We start from the raw sequence: 18,897 nt of genomic DNA, 5'->3' as shown, positions 1-18,897 counted from the left end.
AGCTGATAGTTGATAGCTGACCACTGATAACTGATAACTGATAACTGATAGCTGATAGCTGATAACTGAATGCTTACCATAGATTTACAATAAAAAGATGCACCCGATTTAAGTAGCTAAATCCTGTGTAAGATTAGCTTTCGGTAGCTTCAATATCCATTCCTTGACATCACTACGACTGAATTTAATTGCAGCCTGATTCTTATTTCGTATTAAGGTTTGGAATCTATCTGCCAGATCACTGAAAACATCACGGATATCAGCAGTTAACCAGTTCATATTTGGTTCAACCCAAACCATACCGCGCAAATTAATAGACTTTATTTCCTTAGGCACTTTAAAGACAATAGCAAATTGGACTGTCGGTATTTTTTGGATTTCCGGCTCTTCAATGCGCCAGTAACACTTAGAATTACCTTCACCTTGGGAAATCATTTCAAAGTGACCAGCTTCGTAAGCATACTCAGGAATGACAATGAATGCTTTGAGTTCGTTCTTCTTTGCTACATTAGCTTTGAGCTCCCCAGGAATAGTGGTAAGTTCGGCTACTTCAGTGCTATCAATCCCGATACTCCAATCAAGATTGCTATTAATAGCTAAATTCATGCCCACCCCGGATCTCATCACAGGTCGCCATTGGCTTTTGGGGAAAATAGACTGAACGATCGGCTCTTTTTCTCCTTTGGGACTGAAGTCAAGCTCACAGCACAATCGCCAAAATCTAACCCCTGGTTTAGGACGCAAATCGACAGTCACAGTCATATAATAGAAATCAAATGCATCACGCATTTGCTGTCGATAAATGTTGCTCAATCCCTCTTCAGTTTCTTCAAATAGGTCTTCGGTAAGTAAGATCAACTTATCCCTGGGATTGCCAAAGCTAACTGTACTTTCCAGCAAGCTTTTAACGGCGGTTGCAGCTACACCAAGCTTTGTACTTTCATCCAGGTTACTTTCCCATTTGTTTACTTGCTCAAATAGGTCAGCCAAGAAAGTCTCAGCTTCTTGGGGATTGGGTAGCGGATTTTTTTTATCGGTCATTGACTTCAGCTCTATTTAGATTGACAAAGTTACTACACAACATGGCAGCGACGTATAGCACAAGCCACAATCACACAATTATTGATTAAGTTACTGGCAAGCTGCATCTACAGCTTCGATGGATAAGGGGGAAGTTAGAGAAGTTGACAACCCGCCTTTTCAATCAAATCCGTAATTTTACCAGACTTATAAATTATAAAAATTAGTATTATCTTACTATCTAGTATGATCAGCTATCAGGGTTGTAATTGGGGTAACAACAACTTGTCTAGCCAAGCCATAACAACTAGCTATATTTTTAAGATTATTTACTTTGAGTATAGTTTATTTGATAATAGTATACCACAATCCTGAACAAGAGGAACCAACTAGAGACAATTTTAATCTAATCTTTTATTCTTTCATCAGAGAAAATAACCCCTTTCCAAAGAGGTCATGAACACTAAGGCTGATTTCTGATCACATCAAAAAATCCTGGAGCCCTTTCCTACTATTCTCTTTTAGCTGTTTTCTGTTCCCTGTTAGAGCAATCCTCTGTTTACATCTCATTTGAAAAACCTAATTTCCCCGAAACAATCGATAAATTTTAAGAGTTATGAATTGACAAAAAAGCCAAAGTGTGCATAAAGCGGTTTTCTATTCGGTTAGGTACAAAGTCCTGGGTTTTTAGGGAGCAGGGAGCAGGGAGCAGGGAGCAGTGAAGAGGCAAGAGTTAGTATTTCGACAATGCAATAGTTTTTGATAACCCTCTTAACTTAAGACCCCCACAATACCTATAAACTCCATATATCCCACCAGATGATATAGCAGAAGTCAGAAGTCAGAAGTCAGAAGTCAGAAGTCAGAAGTCAAACTCTTGCGCTTACTTAGGTTTGAGACTTTTGTCATGTCCGCGCCTGCCCTGGCGACTGCTATAAATTGCGACAATGCAATAGTTTTTACCACCTTTTTATAGTATTAATATTATTTACCCTATAAACTCCATACATCCCACCAGATGAGAAATTGCGACAATGCAATAGTTGTTAACCACCCTTTTCTAACTTTTAACTTACTACACCCACTAGCCCCATTTTTTCCTTTAAATTGCGATGATGCAATAGTTTTGCCATGCCCTTGCCTTTTCAAAACAAGTGTGTTAATATAATAATATCGTTAAAGCAATGGTTTACTACCCATGATGATTTCCACTGCACAAGCCGCTGAATTACTGGGTGTTTCTGCCACTCGCGTCCGTTACCTTCTGGGCAAAGGCAGAGTTAAAGGCGCTTATAAGGTGGGCAGAACTTGGGTGATTCCTTTGTTTGATGGTATGCCGGTGGTCACTCCTGGCACTCGCGGACCAAAACGGAACTGGTCAAAGCGTACAAATTACACTAAGGCTGTGATCCACGTTAATCAGAAAGTCATTCGCCAAAATCTCAAGACCGGGGAGCGTAATCCTGTGATTACCGTCAAGCGAGGCTCTAAAAACGTTTATGGTCATACGGTAGAGGTCAATGGCCCCTGTCGGGTGATGTATCGTCCGGACAATCCACTAGATTGTGGAGCAAGGGTGTGGATTGAGACGATTTCTGATTTTGAAGTGATTTCAGCTTGATGGGGAATTTGCCTTGGCGTAGCTTGGCCTACCGCCAATTCCATTAAAATCGAATCAACTACAAGCTGCCTTATCATTGATGAGCGAAACTTTAGCGATCGCGTTTTTTAGATGAGCGAGACAGTAGCGATCGCGTTTTTTAGATGAGCGAGACAGTAGCGATCGCGTTTTTTAGATGACCGAGACTTTAGCGATCGCGTTTTTTAGATGACCGAGATTTTAGCGATCGCGTTTTTTAGATGAGCGAGACAGTAGCGATCGCGTTTTTTAGATGACCGAGACAGTAGCGATCGCGTTTTTTAGATGACCGAGATTTTAGCGATCGCGTTTTTTAGATGACCGAGATTTTAGCGATCGCGTTTTTTAGCAATTGTATTTTTTTGGTTCCACAAGAAGTATGGACAACTTAGTCATTACATTACTAAACTGTTGTCCATTTATATTGGATATTATTCAGTGAGAAGCAAAACGAAGCAAAACCGTCAAACCCTATCCCTCTGCTCCCTGTTCCCTATTCCCTGCTCCCTACTCCCTTGCTGTCATAACCAGCTTAGCCACTCAGCAACGCTTCCACAAATTCATAACTAGAGAAAGGCCGCAAATCTTCAATCCCTTCCCCTGCACCAATAAACCGAATCGGTAAGCCTAGTTCCCGCACTACTGCTAAAGCGACACCACCTTTAGCACTTCCATCCAATTTTGTCAATACCACTCCACTCAGTTTTGCTGCCTCTGAGAAGACTTGTGCTTGACGTAAACCATTTTGACCCAAAGTAGCATCCAGCACTAGCAAGGATTCAACTTTGGCATCTGGGGCTTTTTTAGCGACAATTCGTCGAATTTTCGCTAATTCCTCCATTAGATTTTTCTTATTTTGCAATCGTCCTGCTGTATCCACCAACAGTAATTCCGTATTTCTAGATTGGGCAGCACTAATGCCATCAAACACAACAGCAGCTGGATCAGTATTCTTACCAGGATTAGCAATCACTTCAGTACCACTGCGCTCTCCCCAAATCTTAACTTGTTCGACTGCAGCAGCTCGAAAGGTATCTGCTGCTGCAATTAAACAACGGTAGCCTGACTTCTGACCTAAGTTAGCCAGTTTACCAATAGTAGTAGTTTTACCAGCACCATTGACTCCAGTCATCAGCCAGATATTCAAGGTATCGTTTTCTGGAGCAAAGATCCGGCTGTAATTGTTACTGTAAGGTTGCTCTAGCAAATCTCTGATGATTTGTTTGAGATATGCGATCGCTTTTTCTGCTGGTAGAGACTCCTCCCGCAACCTAGCTTGTAGAGTATCAATAATATAGTCAGTGGCCTCAACTCCTACATCTGCTTGTAACAGCAGTGCCTCAATCTCCATTACCGCGTCTTGATTCAACGGGCCTTGACCCACAATCGCCTTTATTTGGTTAATCAAGCCACGACGAGTTTTGCCCAATCCCTGACGCAGTTGCTTGAGCCAGCTAATTTCCTCGATCGAGATATCCTCAGGACTTCTTCCTTGAGATGCCAACACTTCTGCTGACCACAAGAACCCATCATCAAAGTCCAGACCAAGCACATTTTGATCTATCTCTGCTTCCCCTCCATCCTCGATCACAGTTGCCACTTCGGGTTCCGGTTCAGGGGTCTCAATAGCTGTTTCCTTAAGACGTTCCAGTCGTGCTAGTCGGTTAGTGCTTGCTCGACGGGCCCAACTGGGGCCAGAAGCAGGCGTTTCTTCCTCTGTTGTCTCAGCTGATGGAGCTATATCAGTTGTCAAGGCATCTGATTCAGGGATTGGTTTATTCTCAACCAAGGTCATACCTATAGATGAGTCATGATTAGACTTAACTGAATCCACTGAATCCGATGGTGTTGATACTGCCTCCTCTACTATCTGATCAGAGAATTGCTCGGTTACTGGTTCCACCGTTTCAGAAGTATCTACCGAAGCTTCACTAACCGTAGACTCTTCTAATTCCGATTCTGCTTGTGATGGTACTTGTGATTGTGCTTGTAATTGTGCTTTTGATTCTTCTTCAACAGTTATCTGAGCTATCTCAGCCGCAACTGTCGTGTCAGTTTCCTCAGACCCTTCGGATGTTTCAGCCGCTGGAGATTCAGTCTCTTGTGATTCTTGAGGTTTTTCCGCCGTAGCCGTTGCTGCTGGCTGAGCCGTTGTATCATCTACTGGCTTACTTTCAGTAGTGTCTGTCTCTGGAGATTGATCTACTTGTTGCTTTTGAACATTTTTGTAGGCAGCTTTTGCCCAACTCAGGTAATCCTCAGCTGCTGCTGAGGATGACTCTTGGACAGATTTAGAATCAGCTTGGTCTATTGGTTGTTGCTCTGTTGCCTTTTGTTCCGATTCTACTTGAGATGTATCAGAGTCCTTTTTCTCAGCAGACCCTGCGCTAGCATCAGACTTTCGGTGGAACCAATTAAAGACCATTACCCTTACTTGACTATGGCGTCAATTAACTATATATATTCAATATTTGATTTAGGTTTTGAGTGCTTAGCCCTAGGCTAATCCCCAAGCGTTTGTCTTAATTTTATCGATATTTGAGTTAATATTATTAATTTTCTAATATAGTCTTGCCTATTAGCCGAATTTTATTCTATTCCCGATACTCCTCATCTCTACGGTAGTGCTACACAAGTAGTGATTTTAGCTCCCGTTACCTTGACCAGACCCTAGCCAAATCACTACATCTTTACCACTACCCTCTCTACTCCCTACTCCCTACTCCCTACTACCTACTCCCTACTCCCTACTCCCTACTCCCTACTCCCTCCGCTATTGTGTTAGAGCTTGAGTTTTAATCAACTCATTGGCACGACGCAAAACACCATTAATAAAACGGTGTCCCTCTTCATCACTGTAGCGTTTAGCCAGTTCCACTGCTTCATTAATTGCGACTCGGTCTGGGATACCTAAAAACGAAATTTCCGCCACAGCCATGCGCAGAATATCCCGGTCAATACGAGGTAAGCGCTTCAGTTGCCAATCTTTAAGGGCTTGGTTCAACATCTGATCAATCTCAAGCTGTCTACGACTGACAGCTTTGAGAATTTCTAGGGTATAGCTACGGACTTCAACCGTATTAGACAACTGGACAATTTCGGGAATCTCTACCGCACTTCCCAAGTGATTGATCGCTTTCTCAGTTAACTCAATTGCATCCGTTACCATTGCTCTAGCACTACGTACATCAGTAGCGCGAGTTTCACTTTCGAGAATGCGATCGCTACCCCGTTTCAATTCAGCCGCCGCCGTTTCTAAAGCCTCTTGAATTTCTCCAGTCAGGGTACGAATAGCCGCCAGCACCAGATTATTCAGTTGTTGTGTATCCAACCGCTCTGGTGAGTTGGGCATCTGAGAGATGCTCAAAAGAGCCAGTTCACGGGCAATTCTGCGAGGTTGCATTTTTTGTCCTTAGCTAATTTTGTCCTTTTACCCAAAAAGATTAGGTTTCTTCTGTTGGCAAAACCTGCTGTATCATCTCAGGCAATGGTTCTTCCAATGGTTGCTTTTCAGGAGGCTGCTGTAGGTTAATTGGGATTCCCGGGTTATCTGGGCTAACAATTCCACCTGAGAGCAATACTTTAAAGGCATCTTCGATGGACATCGAAAGATTAATGACGTCCTGTTCAGGAACCATAGCATACCAGCCACTGGTGGGATTAGGAGTAGTAGGTATGAAAACGCTCAACATCGGGCGATTCATGTGGGATTGGAGTTGTGCACTGACAACACCTGTGACGAAAGCGATCGCCCAGACTCCTTGGCGAGGATACTCTACCAAAATCACCCGACTAAACTTAGTTTTAGAATCCTGTAAAAGGGTTTCCAAAATCTGTTTAAGGGTTTTGTATACTGAGCCAGCTAAGGGAATCGCCTGCAATATTTTCTCACCCAAATCTAGCAACCACCGTCCAACAATGTTGCGTGCCATTAAGCCAATCAGCATAATAAATAGTAGTGGTACTGTCAGTCCCACTGCTAAATTTAGCAGATTTACTAAGATGGGGTGGAGATTATCAAAAGGGTTAATTTGTTTGGGAATTCTAGTTAAAAAATTTATCACCCAGTTGGCGATTGTAATCGTCAACCAGATTGTGGTAGCCAGGGGAATTACCACTAGAATCCCCGCAATTAGGTCATTTTTTAGATCCTGCTTCAAGCCCTCGAACACAGAGCACAGATTCTCCTTTTTATAACTGAATAAAATTTTTGACTAGCCACCTCAATTCCCTACTACTCTTCCAACTTTTTATGTAAGCATTCAGCCTAATGCCGTCAGCGTATTTTATTCATCAGCCGTCAGCGTATTTTATTCAAAAGCTGTTCGGTGTAGAGTGCGCTATGGGCATAAACTGTTCCGGTAGCGTTGCTACAGGCCTTTTGGCTGATACGCGACACGCTAATAGCTGATACGCGACACGCTGATAGCTGATAGCTTACCTTGTTATAGCCACTTTTTTTGGAGTGGGTGAAAAAATGCCAAGGTGGATATAGCCGTTATAGACTAGTATACCTCAGTTCGTTCTAATCAATTTACTCGCCTATGAGAATGAGACAGGATATAGAATTCAGTTTTCATCATAATAATTCAGCTATGTTAGTGGGACTATACAGAACGATTATTAGATTCTTTCGAGGATTTCAAGGGAAAAATTCCTTGACAATCAATTAATCTGACTCGAATATCCTGACTTTAGACTCCTCAATGGTCGGATAGTTGGTTATATTGCGCATAGGCGCACGCTACAGACACTAATTTTAAAGTAGGTGGAGTAGGAGTAAAGCGAGGTTGCTTTCACCCATGGTAAGCTATATCATAGGGAAAACCTAAGCTGCACCCATTAACTGTTCTCAATAGTTAACCCTAGGCATGGCGACCCATGGCTAACATTCTCCCTCCTGATCTTTTTTGGTTTTGGAGAATAAATACTTTAAAGGTAAGTTTTAACAGTGGAATTACACCTGTTTTCCCTTGCCGTTCTAGAGTTTGGAGCTGGCTTTAGCTACTCCAAATCTTGTTTCTAGATACTGCCACAAAACGGTAGCCCGTTTGCATCAATCTAGAAGACCACTTCCAAAGTCTGGCGCTAGTTAATGCTTGACAAGATGAAGAAGATGATGACATTAGGGCGTTATACCCATGACTAGATTTTAACCAGCACTAGCTATAGGGTTATTACTGGCATGAACTAACATCAGACCAGCTTTTTCCCTTTGACCAGACTAATCGGTATTATTGTTTACATATTACCAGAGATAGATTAACAAAGATAGAGAATCGGAATTGACACTCCTCGGTGATTAGACGCGGGGATTGCTGCTACCCAGTTTTACTATGAAATGTTAGATTTATCAGTTAGTTAGCAAATTCAGTTAGTTAGCCAATGGTATAGTAATCTCTTTGATTCTACCCTAATCTGACATCAAGACTACTAGGATGAGGATGAAGTGACCTGGGTAGCATCAGAGTCTTTTGAGCCTTGGGAAGTTGAGGGCATGACACGGCTACAGGGAGGGTGCATGGGATGCTTGAGTTCCCAAAGTTTGACCAATATCAGATACTCATAAAATGCTTGTAAGGTACACCAGGTAAACCCGGCTTGACCATCCAGGAAGCCTCCCAGTAGGAAATACATGTATATAAAACGCCATACAGGTCGCCAGGGCAAGCGTAAGGACAAGTTTTTGAGGGCACGGCGTCTTTCTACTTCCGAACGCCCAAAAAATAGGTCTGCCCACTCAACAGTTCCTTGCTCCAACTGGCGCAAGGTTTCGATAGCTTCGTCGGTAGAGTAGCGATTGTGTTTATCAATCCAACGGGTAAATCCCTTACTGTTGGTGTAGTGAGGATATGTTTCTTTGATGAAACCAGTCGGTCCATCACATACTTCCCGTTCCGTATGACCATAATCATCAAACCAAACCTTTTCCTTACGAAACAGCCGTAGTTGGTAACGGGGATACTGAGTAGAGTAGCGAATCCACCGATTCATGAACATGACCCGCTCTGCAACGTAATAAGCCACATGCTCCTGTCGTTGTATTGCTCCCTGGCATTCGGCAAATAACTCAGGGGTCATGCGTTCATCAGCTTCTAGGATATAGACCCATTCGTACTTGGTGGGGACTTCCTTGAGCATCCAGGTGCGCTGACGTCCGTGACTTTCAAAGGCGTGCTGCACAACTCGCACCGGATACTGACTAGCAATTTCTACAGTGCGATCGCTACTGATTGAATCTACGATAATCACATCGTCCGAGAGATTGGCTGACTCGATACAAGCAGCAATATCTAGTTCTTCGTTGTAGGTCAGGATATAGATCGAGAACATGTCAAGGGGATCATCATCAAAAATCTGGTCAGGGTTAAAAGTCTCTACCCTACTAAGCTTGGCCACGACGGGTTACTGGTGTACTTCCCAACCCTCGCAATCCGGTCCAGCCAATGGCAATATAGCCAATTGCTAGGAGTAAGCTACTCAGACCAGTTTTAATGCCCAGTTTTAAAGCTTCAGTGGTGGCTCGTTTCTCTAGTTGAAGTTTCTGACTACGGATTTGGTTAATATTCTGCTCTACTTCTTGATTGAGCACATCAGGGTTTTCCTTAATTGCCTGCAATTGTTGTCTAACTCTGTTAGCTTGAGCTTTGGCTTGCTCAAGCTGTTGTGCTGGAATCCTACCACTTTTAATGGCTGCGTCTAAATCGGCGAGTTTCTTTTCTACCTGGGCTATACCCTGAGGACTTTTGAGAAGTTCAGTGACTTGCTGAGTGCGGTTTTCCAGTTGAACTTCGGCGGTCTTGGCTCTTTGGTTAATTTGTTCTAGAGCCTGGGAACTTTGCAAACGAAGGTTATTGAGATGTAGGGGTACCATTAGCAGAAAGACCAACCCTAGAAAACTAGACAGACACAGCACCCAAAATCTGATATCTTGAACCGAAGATTTTGGCTCTGTGGTAGCGGTAGCAGCACTTTGAGCAATCCAATATCCAGCAAATAAAAACCCAATACCGACCATAGGGATAATGCCTCGGTCAACAACTTGGGTAGCAAAGTTCAACTGCCACTCTGGCTTTAACAGGCTAGCTCCCTGTGGGGGAATTGCCAAAATTATGTAATCCAAAAGAGAGGAAACGATCATTATCAGCCCGACAACCTTAAGAGTCAGAGCAGTAAACGAGGAATAAACAGAATTAGTATTCATGGGCTATGAAGCGCGATTAGTAGATTAACTTAATCATCAACTTGGGGACTTGACTGAGTAATCCCTCCTCAACTTACTGGCTTACTAGTTTTTGTAGTACTCAATAAGTGATCAATATAAGAGCACGAAGGCCAACCCTGGCGCTTTGCCCATATTAACCTATGGCAATCGAGAATCCTAACTCCAACATCCTTTGCTGGTGTTAAGTTTTAGACGGGAAGTCCCGCGCTCTACCTTTTAGGTGAGCGTCACGAGCCTTAGCCATTAACCATTAACCATTAACCATTAACCATTAACCACTAATCAAGGTGTTAGGATAATTTCTGGTATTCTTCCTGAATCAGGTAAAGCGATCGCACTAGCTGATTAAAGGTAGTCTTGTGGATGTAGTGTTCCTCGGCAGACAGGTTTTATGAACAAAGTGGTTGAAGTTGTACCGGATAAAGAAGCTTTGATTAGGCGAGCTGTTGATGTTGTCCTCACTAAAATCCAAGGAGCAATCCAGGCTAACGGTCGGTGTACGATTGCCCTTGCTGGCGGTAGCACCCCCAAGCCTTTATATGAAGCGATCGCTACCTTTGACCTTGCCTGGAATAACATTCATGTGTTTTGGGGTGATGAACGCTATGTTAGTCCCGAGCACCCCGATAGTAATCAAAGGATGGCTCGTCTTGCCTGGTTAGACAAAGTCGATATACCAGAGGCTAACATTCACCCCATGCCCACCGACGGCTCTAGCCCCGCTGCTGATGCGGAAAAACATCAAGCTCAACTGTATGAGTTTTTTGGCATACCAGTAGGAGAGTTTCCTGGCTTTGATGTAATTTTGTTAGGCATTGGTGATGATGGTCATACTGCTTCCCTATTCCCCCATACAGAGGCTCTGCAAGTAAAAGACCGACTCGTTACAGTTGGCAACAAAGATGGTCAACCACGAATCACCTTTACGTCGAGCTTGATTAACCATGCCAACTGCGTTATGTTTCTGGTTGCTGGTGCTGGCAAAAGAGCAGCCCTAGCTCAAATATTTGCCCCCGAAGCTGATCCACAAACCTATCCAGCTCGGTTGATCCAGCCCCAAGGAGAACTTTGGTGGCTTCTAGATCAATCAGCAGGTGAAGATTTGAAACATTGACAAGCGCGGAAGTGTCAAGTGTGAACGATGAAGTGGGAAACAGTTCTATCCAGTTACTGAGAAACTATTATAGTTTTAGCTTCCGGCAAAATTCATCCCACACTCATGGCGTAGCATTGAGATGTGGGATGAATTTTGCACAGGGTATGCATGGAATTGCTATAATATATTTACTGATAAACAAAGCCGTTCCCGTAGCGTAGCCTACGGCCTTAAATGCTGGTTTGTCAGCACAACAGTCTTAAGAAAAAAGACCAATAAAACAGAGCGGCAGCGATGCAGCGCGGTCTTGGGTAGCCAGTGCTGTCTAGGGGGTTCCCCCCATGAGCAATTGGCGTGGTTTCCCCCGGAGACGAAACCTTAGATAGTGGAGCCTTTATAGTTAGCAGGTTATGCAGAAAAGGGTTAAATGTTTTTTAATAAGGCGACCCTATCTTACGGTAACTTCAAACCACTCGCGCTTTGCATCAATAGAGGGCAGTCCGTTCAAAAAGCCCAGCGCCTCCAAAGCAATAGCTGGATTGGCGCTTGTTTCCCACACTGACTCTTTGAGTTCAGTGTGGGAGCTGTCACGGGAGTATGTTATATTTTTAGGGATTTTGATACTTAATTAGGGTGACTTGCCTGGAAGCCTTTTGTGTGGAAGCCTTTTGCCTTATATGCTCCCACTGTAGCTTCAACCCGCACCAATTCCAGGTCTTCTACAATAGGCGAGCAGTAGTTGAATGGGGCACAGGAATTACGTCTAATTTTCACGGGATCATAGTCCAAGTCTAGTGTAGTCTAATCAGCGAGAAGGTTGCTCGATTAGATACCAGCAAAAAGAACCGAACAGTAACTTCAATCAAGTCTATTACAAGCGGAGCAGGAAGTGTTCCTGACAATAAAACGCGCCATGAGTAAATCCAGTTATTGATAATTCTATAAATCATAGTACCTCGTTCGCGCAGAGTCTCCAAAGGAGAAAGAAGCTCTGGTAGCCTTAAGAGGTGCATTAAGCCTACACTTGCCCGATCGGGAAGTGTATGATCGTCACATTATCTGAAACTAGATAATAGCTGTTAAAAATAATAAATTAAAGTTCTATGATTGTTTGCCCTAACTGCAATCACCAAAATCCGGAAGGGGCTACCCAATGTGAAGCCTGCTACACTCCCTTACCTTCCACTACCAGCTGTCCTAACTGTGGTGCAACAGTTCAGACTGATGCCAGCTTCTGTGGTCAGTGTGGATTTCACTTGAATGTGGGTGCCAATATGGAGAAAGGGGAGAAATCAGGGTCAAACTCTACCCCAGAGATACCCGACTTGGTATCCCCAGACCCACTTGTTGAACCTATACCGATGGCTATGAATACTCAAGTCCCCGATCCAGCATCCAATCCTATCAGTTCTGATGATGCTGAATCTACCACCGCTATGCCAGCTACGGTCGTTAATCGAGCCCTCAACTCAGAAGCATTTCAACCGCAGAATCCTGACTTAGAAACCCTGCCATTGCCCCTGCCTACCGTTGGCAATTTAGGGTTTTCTCAGGAAGAATCTAGCCAAAACTCACCCTCACCATCAATACCAGAAACTGACTTAGAGAACCCACCACCGCCCCCTGTACCCGATAGAGGTAGTGCCCAAACTCAGTTGCAGGTAATCTCAGCTCAACTGTTGCATATGCAAACCAATACAACAATTGAGTTACCGCAGCATATATCAGTGATTCATATGGGTAAGCCCAATGATAAAATTCCACCGGATATTGATGTCTCTGGTTTTCCTGACTCAGACATTGTCTCTCGCATTCACGCGGATATCAGAGTTGAGGGGGATACCTACTATATTGAAGATGTAGGCAGCTCCAATGGCACTTATGTCAACCACACCTCTCTAGCACCAGGCAATCGGCATCGGCTAAGAACAGGCGATCGCATTAGCTTGGGGAAAGGTGATAAAGTGACATTTTTGTTCCAAAGTTCTTGAGTTGCCGGTGCTAGGTGCGTGTGACAGCTGGTTGTGCAAAATTGATCTGGGACAAAGCCCCGACCTAAAGCGCTAGCTAGGTCGGGGCAGTTTACTAAAGGATGTTTCAAGAGAGGGCTTATAGCCAATTGCAGACCTTCCTTTTAAGTGATAGCCTGAGATTAATAATTCACAATGGTGGCACTCTCCTAGATTGCCCCTTCTACTAAGGTCGTCTATAGTCATAGTGTTTACCAAAAAGTTTGGGTAATCGCGCCCCGTACTTCTAGGACGGCTTTTCCGTCGGATGTGATAGAATAAAAGCATAAGCAATAAACTTTTTCTCAGATAGGTATTATCTAATCATAAGTAGACAACGTAAAAAATATGTATGAGATACGTATTGCGTAATTTGGTCTAACGACTACAACGTCTATGAAAAACTTAGATAAAAAAGTATAAAGGTGCGTTTTCCGTCGGCGAATTAAATTCGCTACGGGTCGCACCCTGTCTATTCCTATAAAAAAGGTACGGTGGGGCACACCGAAACCTAGATCTATGATCTAAACGCTTGGGGAGAAAAGTCCTCTACTTTTTCTGACTCCGGTTTGAAAGAGCCACGACGAGTCGTAGAGCCAAGAATCCCCGTTCTTTTAGGACGGGGAGTGTCAAAGTAGATTCTATATTAATATAGGTGTGCCTTAATTGGGGTGCATGTAAGTCCTTGTAAATCTAAGCAGATATGACTAACTCTGGCAGCCGTTTTGGCTGTATAAGCAAGGAAATCCCACGTCATGTCGGTGGGGGATAGTTAACAGTATCAGGCCGTGAGGACAAAATCCTTGAAAGATGTGACACCGGCGATTACCCTAACCCTACTGCATCCTCTCCAGTCTGTGCCTGTTCAAAGTTGGCCCTTTGAAACAGAATCAGTGATTCGGATTGGCCGGTCAACCGATAATCATGTTATTCTCTATAGCGCTGTAGTTTCCCGTCACCATGTAGAACTACGGCGAAATCCTAATGGTTGGGAAATTATCAGTTTAGGTGCCAATGGCACCTACATGGATGGCAAGCGGATTACCCAAATGCCGGTTATCCATGGGATGATTATTCGTCTAGCTAGTTCCGGTCCGAAAATTCAGATTCATATTAATAGAGAAATGCCTTCAGCAAGGCTGAAGACAATTTTGGATAAGCGTGCCTCTGAAGGAAAGCGGAACATAAATTCATCGAATAATACGTTGATAAATGCCGAAAGCACCCAATCCGATCAAACTGAGTCAACTGAAATGGAAGATTGAACTTTTATGGTAATTGGTAATTGGTAATTCGTCATTAAAATAGGACTTACCCAAAACTGGGGGCTAAACGCGCTTATTTAGTAGGAACCGACGCCGTGGCTTCCTACTGGGGTAGCCAGATTAATTTGATGCATTAGAATTATCCTCCTCTTCTTACCATTTAACCTTTTTCGTCTTATATCAAGTCAGGTTTCGTCTTATATCAAGTCAGGTTTAATACCCATAATTAGAGGGAGGGTGATACCCACCCCTAACCCCTCCCAGGAGGGGAATATGGGGAGATGGGGAGATTTTTATTAAGGGTAATTATCCCTACATGATATTACTCTATATTAGACAATTTTAAGCTGGCCACGCCACTACAAGTAAGGTTAAGTTGTTCAGCATTTAGATTGGGATACCTAAATTCCTCAAAGGGAACAGCGGATCTGGGAATAACCAATTTAAATGCACATCAGCTTACTGCGTCAGTCCTGTAAAAAAAACTGTGATAGTTGCGGGATATAATGTACATCGGTTTTAAATTCGGTCAGGTACAAATCTCTGGGTTTTAGGGAGCAGGGAGCAGGGAACAGGGAATAGGGAACAGGGAAAAAATTTTGTGTACCTCATAGTTGTGAAAAACGCTGTAATTTGGAAAACTATAAGTCACTATAGACTTGATTTCGCTTGAAATTATTGCTAGTTTTAAAATATTTAAATTGAGTATGTTTTTAAATAAAAAACCTGCTTGATATTGGTGTCAATTATAGCTCATCTATAGACAGATTGATATGCTGTCCAGTTGACTACTGATCATTGAAGCTTGTTGGTTAATTGTTAAGGGACAATTAACTATTAACTATTAACCGCAAAGGGATATCAATTAATTCAGTAATTCAAATTATATAGCGCGTCGTGCCGGAGTGGTACAACTTAGATGAAGTATAAAAATTAGAAGTCAGGAGTCATAAGTGATAAGTTGAAAACATTGGCTTAATTTCAAATCTTAGATAAGAAAGCGATTATTGTACAAGAATGATTGAGAATTGCTATAGTAGCATACCTTCAAGAAATAATAAATTTAAGTTTAACCTATTCTTTGACAAACCTTAACTTTTGTTGACTAAGATCAGCGCAGACGAAGAGGAGTTAGATGTGTTCATCATTAAGATTTTATTGGTTGCTTTAGTGCAGCTACTACTTGGGGATTTCCTTTCTACTTTTGTGTACCATGTCCCTGAGCACATTTTTGGTAAATTCCATGCCATAGTACACCATAGTAAGAATCGTAGCTTCATTCACTATGCTGTATTAACTAAGAACCCCCTGGTAATCCTTGATGGTTTCGCAGGTGCCTTTCCTTATTTGATGTTTGTGCCTTGGTTCTGGCAAATTTCTCCTCTAGGAACTATCTTGGGACTAGTCTTGGGTGAGCTTCATGTGATCTGGAGGCATGTTTCTGTGATGGAGTGGAAAACTCCCGAGACCCTAGAGCACCTTTGCAACTTCTTGTGCATTACTACTCCAGAAAAGCATTGGCTTCATCATCAGGATGCCACAGTTGCTTATGGGGATATCTTCACATTTTACGACCAACCAGCCCAAGCCTGGTATAGGTTTTTGATGTCAGTTAAGAAGAAATATAAGCTAAGTAGGGAGAAATCAAGTTAGGATGCTGGCTGTTGACTGTTTACTTTTAAGTACATGGTACAGTCAACCCTGGACGGTCAACAGTCAACGGTAAACCAAAACTATTTTGCCTACCCATTACAAAGAGCGTTTAATAGAGCTTGAGAAGCTACAGAACTTATAAACAATGCCTCTAACCCAAAAGGCCTTTCACGGAATATCCCAAGACGGACAAAAACAGCGACAGCGGCTGCGTTGGTATTCAAAGGGGGAAATCATTCCTTTGGTTGCACCTGGGATCTGGCAAGTCTGTCAAGGTATTGTTCAACTGAGTAAAATTAACCTTGATGGAGAGGAAGTGCTACTAGGTTGGGCATTGCCCGATACCTCCTTCCGGATTGGGTTGGCTGCTCTAGAGACCTATCAGGCTCAAGCTTTATCCGAAGTGCATCTTAAATGGTTTTCGATGATTGAATTGGAAGCGTCCCCTCATCTATCTCATACCCTATTCAATCAGCTAGGTCACAGGATACAACAGACAGAAGCACTTTTAGCGATCGCTGGACTGCGCCGAGTTGAAGACCGCTTGCAGCAGTTATTATTCTTGTTGAAACAGGAAATGGGGGAGCCAGTTGCTGAGGGAACTCGCTTGAGTGTGCGCATGACCCATCAGAATTTAGCCAATGCCATCGGCACCTCTCGGGTCACAGTGACTAAAACTCTAGGAGAACTCCATAACCGTGGTATGATTACATTTGACAGAGACCGTCACATCATTGTCAAACATGGTATAGTATGTAATAATCTCTGAAGCTAACTTGAAGCTATTACTGAGTACTGATTTGCTTACTGATTAGTGGTTGCGTAAGTGTGGCAAGGGCTTTTTAGGCTTTGTTGTCAGGTTTGTTGTCAGGTTTGTTACTTGTGCCTGACTAAAAAAAAATAGTTGTGTTGCTCAAAGCGCTTCATCCTTGGTCTTGCAAGGAATTTAACTGGTCTAGGAGTTGCCAGATGGAAAAGTGGTAAATAGCAACTCTGAGATCTGAATCCTAAAATAATACTAAGATTAAGTGGTATAAATATAGATTCATAGCTGAAAAGCAGTTATTTATGCCTCTTGATCAATTAGTTCCAAAATTCTTAAAAGAACCCCTCTTCAAACTGGGAGAGATGCCTGTCTCTCTTCTCACTATACTTCAATTAATCTTTTTATTTCTAATTACTAAATTTATAATTCAAGATTTCAAAAAAATCCTGAATTATAAACTCCTTAATAAGCTAGTTAATGATCCAAATAAAAGAGAGTTTATTTCTAAGTTAATTAGTTATATAACTTTCCTTGTACTGGTATATATTATCTATTATATAGATATAGGTGGTTTAAACCTAATTAATTTAACCATTTTTAAAGTAGGTAGTACTGAAGTATCTATTAAATCCCTAATAAAACTAGTACTATCTTTAATGATAGTAATTTTTCTGGCTAGTACCCTAAAAAACTTTCTCAAACAACAGCTACTTCCCCAAATGGGGATTGATGAAGCTAATCAAGCAGTCATCGCTACAATCATCAGCTACGCATTTGGGATATTAGGCATTGTAATTGTTCTGAATAATAACTTTGACTTGGGGTCATTAGCCGTTATTGCTGGTGGCTTAGGGGTTGGAATTGGTTTTGGACTACAGGATATAACTAAAAACTTTATCAGTGGTGTGACATTACTATTAGAACGAACAATAAGAGTTGGTGATTTCATTGAATTTGATGGGTTATCCGGATATGTTAAAGAAGTCTCCATGCGGTCTACAATCATCCGCACAAGGGAGGGGGGAGATGTAGTAGTTCCTAACTCTCATCTGGTGGAAAACCGAATGCTTAACTGGACTTTTGACAGCTATAAAGCCCGTATACACATACCTGTAGGAGTCGCTTACGATAGTGATCCAGTATTAGTGACAGAAGTCCTGTTAAAATCTGCTTATTTAGAACCATCCGTCTTATCTGAGCCGACACCAAGAGTTCTTTTTAAAGGGTTTGGTGATAGTGCTTTAAACTTTGAACTTCGGGTATGGGTCAATCGAATTGATCAAGAACCTTTTATAAGAAGTTCTTTGAATTTTATTATTGAATATAATTTACGTCAGCAGGGACTCTCAATTCCTTTCCCTCAAAGGGATTTCTGGCTGCGCAACCCTGAAGCCCTGATGGGGAGAGAGATTCACCGCCAAAATCTTGAAACTATTGAAGAAACTATTGAACAATCAACTCAGCAGCCATTCAAAGTTAAAACACCTAGACCTTTAGCTTTACGTGACTTACTACGACAGGTCGATTATTTTAAAAATTTTACTGAATTAGAACTAAGACAATTAATTGAAATTGGATACCGAAAGCGCTTACGTGCCTCAGAGATTTTATTTCATGAAGGGGACCCTGGAGATGCGTTTTATATTATCCTAGCTGGTTCTGTCGAAGTCTTTGTAGAGAGGATTAACAAAACTCTTAATAGTCTTCAGGCAGGTCAATTTTTTGGGGAACTTTCGTTAATGTTAGGCGTACCAAGAACAGCATCAGTTAGAGCGTTAGAAGAGTCACTATTATTTGTAATTAGCAATAAAGGTTTTAAACAACTATTGCAGGACTATCCAGATCTATCTGAGATCATTGTCCAGGAATTAGGCAAGCATCAGGAAGAATTAGCTGAGCGACAAAAACAGATGCGGAAAATGGGGTTGTTGGATGCAGCAGAAGATGACAGAAATCTTGTAGCTTGGGTTCGCAAGCGACTCAAGAGGCTTTTTAGTCTTTAATAAGCTGTTCAGCATTTAGATTGGGATACCTAAATTGCTCAAAGGGAACTTCGGATCAGCGGATCTGGGAACAGGGAAAAACCAATTTAAATGCGCATCAGCTTAGCAGGATCAGTTTGTTGAGTGTTGAGTGTTGAGTATTGAGTGTTGAGTGTTGAGTGTTGAGTGTTGACAGTATCATGGTATCAAATGTCAACATAAAACTATATAGCTTAGCCGTC

The 18,897-nt window shown here is 42.3% G+C and carries 13 protein-coding genes; 7 read left to right on the top strand and 6 right to left on the bottom strand.

The genetic code is table 11. The features are described from left to right. Positions 1–108: 108 nt before the first annotated feature. Positions 109–1,041, bottom strand: coding sequence for a hypothetical protein (locus tag F6K49_RS17990; RefSeq protein WP_293030193.1), 933 nt, complete (start codon positions 1,039–1,041; stop codon positions 109–111). A gap of 1,177 nt (positions 1,042–2,218) precedes the next feature. Here F6K49_RS17990 and F6K49_RS17985 point away from each other — a divergent pair. After that, a complete protein-coding gene (locus tag F6K49_RS17985; RefSeq protein WP_293030190.1) occupies positions 2,219–2,641 on the top strand; it encodes a helix-turn-helix domain-containing protein in 423 nt (140 codons plus the stop codon). A 550-nt stretch (positions 2,642–3,191) separates the two neighbouring features. Here the strand turns inward: F6K49_RS17985 and ftsY are convergent. The 5 genes from ftsY to F6K49_RS17960 form a co-directional block, all read right to left on the bottom strand. Next, positions 3,192–5,084, bottom strand: coding sequence for a signal recognition particle-docking protein FtsY (gene ftsY / locus F6K49_RS17980; protein WP_293098731.1), 1,893 nt, complete (start codon positions 5,082–5,084; stop codon positions 3,192–3,194). A 348-nt stretch (positions 5,085–5,432) separates the two neighbouring features. Next, positions 5,433–6,062 carry a transcription antitermination factor NusB gene (gene nusB, locus F6K49_RS17975; RefSeq protein ID WP_293028650.1) on the bottom strand — a complete coding sequence of 210 codons (630 nt, stop codon included), beginning with the start codon at positions 6,060–6,062 and terminating at the stop codon, positions 5,433–5,435. Positions 6,063–6,102: 40 nt separating this feature from the next. Next, positions 6,103–6,831: a DUF502 domain-containing protein gene (locus F6K49_RS17970; RefSeq protein WP_293046021.1), complete on the bottom strand. Its 729-nt coding sequence runs from the start codon at positions 6,829–6,831 to the stop codon at positions 6,103–6,105. A 1,261-nt stretch (positions 6,832–8,092) separates the two neighbouring features. Beyond that, positions 8,093–8,992 carry a glycosyltransferase family 2 protein gene (locus tag F6K49_RS17965; protein WP_293028671.1) on the bottom strand — a complete coding sequence of 300 codons (900 nt, stop codon included), beginning with the start codon at positions 8,990–8,992 and terminating at the stop codon, positions 8,093–8,095. A 52-nt stretch (positions 8,993–9,044) separates the two neighbouring features. Next, positions 9,045–9,863 carry an HpsJ family protein gene (locus F6K49_RS17960; RefSeq protein ID WP_293069130.1) on the bottom strand — a complete coding sequence of 273 codons (819 nt, stop codon included), beginning with the start codon at positions 9,861–9,863 and terminating at the stop codon, positions 9,045–9,047. Positions 9,864–10,275: 412 nt separating this feature from the next. Here F6K49_RS17960 and pgl point away from each other — a divergent pair, with 412 nt between their 5' ends. The 6 genes from pgl to F6K49_RS17930 all read left to right on the top strand — a co-directional run bounded on the left by pgl (position 10,276) and on the right by F6K49_RS17930 (position 18,676). Then, the gene (gene pgl, locus F6K49_RS17955; protein WP_293069128.1) at positions 10,276–10,998 is read left to right on the top strand and encodes a 6-phosphogluconolactonase; all 723 of its coding nucleotides are present in this window, start codon (positions 10,276–10,278) and stop codon (positions 10,996–10,998) included. A 1,085-nt stretch (positions 10,999–12,083) separates the two neighbouring features. Continuing rightward, positions 12,084–12,971 carry an FHA domain-containing protein gene (locus F6K49_RS17950; RefSeq protein WP_293028663.1) on the top strand — a complete coding sequence of 296 codons (888 nt, stop codon included), beginning with the start codon at positions 12,084–12,086 and terminating at the stop codon, positions 12,969–12,971. A gap of 806 nt (positions 12,972–13,777) precedes the next feature. Next, positions 13,778–14,254, top strand: coding sequence for an FHA domain-containing protein (locus F6K49_RS17945; protein ID WP_293028665.1), 477 nt, complete (start codon positions 13,778–13,780; stop codon positions 14,252–14,254). A 1,101-nt stretch (positions 14,255–15,355) separates the two neighbouring features. Then, entirely contained in the window at positions 15,356–15,907 is a 552-nt protein-coding gene (locus tag F6K49_RS17940) for a sterol desaturase (RefSeq protein ID WP_293098726.1), read from the top strand. Between the two features lie 145 nt (positions 15,908–16,052). Further along, positions 16,053–16,676, top strand: coding sequence for a Crp/Fnr family transcriptional regulator (locus F6K49_RS17935; RefSeq protein WP_293098723.1), 624 nt, complete (start codon positions 16,053–16,055; stop codon positions 16,674–16,676). A 299-nt stretch (positions 16,677–16,975) separates the two neighbouring features. Further along, positions 16,976–18,676 (top strand): cyclic nucleotide-binding domain-containing protein, encoded by a 1,701-nt coding sequence (locus tag F6K49_RS17930; protein ID WP_293098720.1) that lies wholly within the window; start codon positions 16,976–16,978, stop codon positions 18,674–18,676. Positions 18,677–18,897 lie beyond the last annotated feature (221 nt).

The sequence above is a fragment of the Moorena sp. SIO3I6 genome (assembly GCF_010672095.1).
Note: the sequence above shows the minus strand (reverse complement) of the source record. Positions and strands in the feature narration are given on the sequence as shown.

Excerpts from the sequence above, each read along its gene's own strand:
- F6K49_RS17985 (WP_293030190.1), top strand. The coding sequence starts at position 2,219 with ATGATGATTTCCACTGCACAAGCCGCTGAATTACTGGGTGTTTCTGCC.
- F6K49_RS17930 (WP_293098720.1), top strand. The coding sequence starts at position 16,976 with ATGCCTCTTGATCAATTAGTTCCAAAATTCTTAAAAGAACCCCTCTTC.
- F6K49_RS17965 (WP_293028671.1), bottom strand. The coding sequence starts at position 8,992 with ATGTTCTCGATCTATATCCTGACCTACAACGAAGAACTAGATATTGCT.
- nusB (WP_293028650.1), bottom strand. The coding sequence starts at position 6,062 with ATGCAACCTCGCAGAATTGCCCGTGAACTGGCTCTTTTGAGCATCTCT.
- F6K49_RS17960 (WP_293069130.1), bottom strand. The coding sequence starts at position 9,863 with ATGAATACTAATTCTGTTTATTCCTCGTTTACTGCTCTGACTCTTAAG.
- F6K49_RS17950 (WP_293028663.1), top strand. The coding sequence starts at position 12,084 with ATGATTGTTTGCCCTAACTGCAATCACCAAAATCCGGAAGGGGCTACC.
- pgl (WP_293069128.1), top strand. The coding sequence starts at position 10,276 with ATGAACAAAGTGGTTGAAGTTGTACCGGATAAAGAAGCTTTGATTAGG.
- F6K49_RS17935 (WP_293098723.1), top strand. The coding sequence starts at position 16,053 with ATGCCTCTAACCCAAAAGGCCTTTCACGGAATATCCCAAGACGGACAA.
- ftsY (WP_293098731.1), bottom strand. The coding sequence starts at position 5,084 with ATGGTCTTTAATTGGTTCCACCGAAAGTCTGATGCTAGCGCAGGGTCT.
- F6K49_RS17990 (WP_293030193.1), bottom strand. The coding sequence starts at position 1,041 with ATGACCGATAAAAAAAATCCGCTACCCAATCCCCAAGAAGCTGAGACT.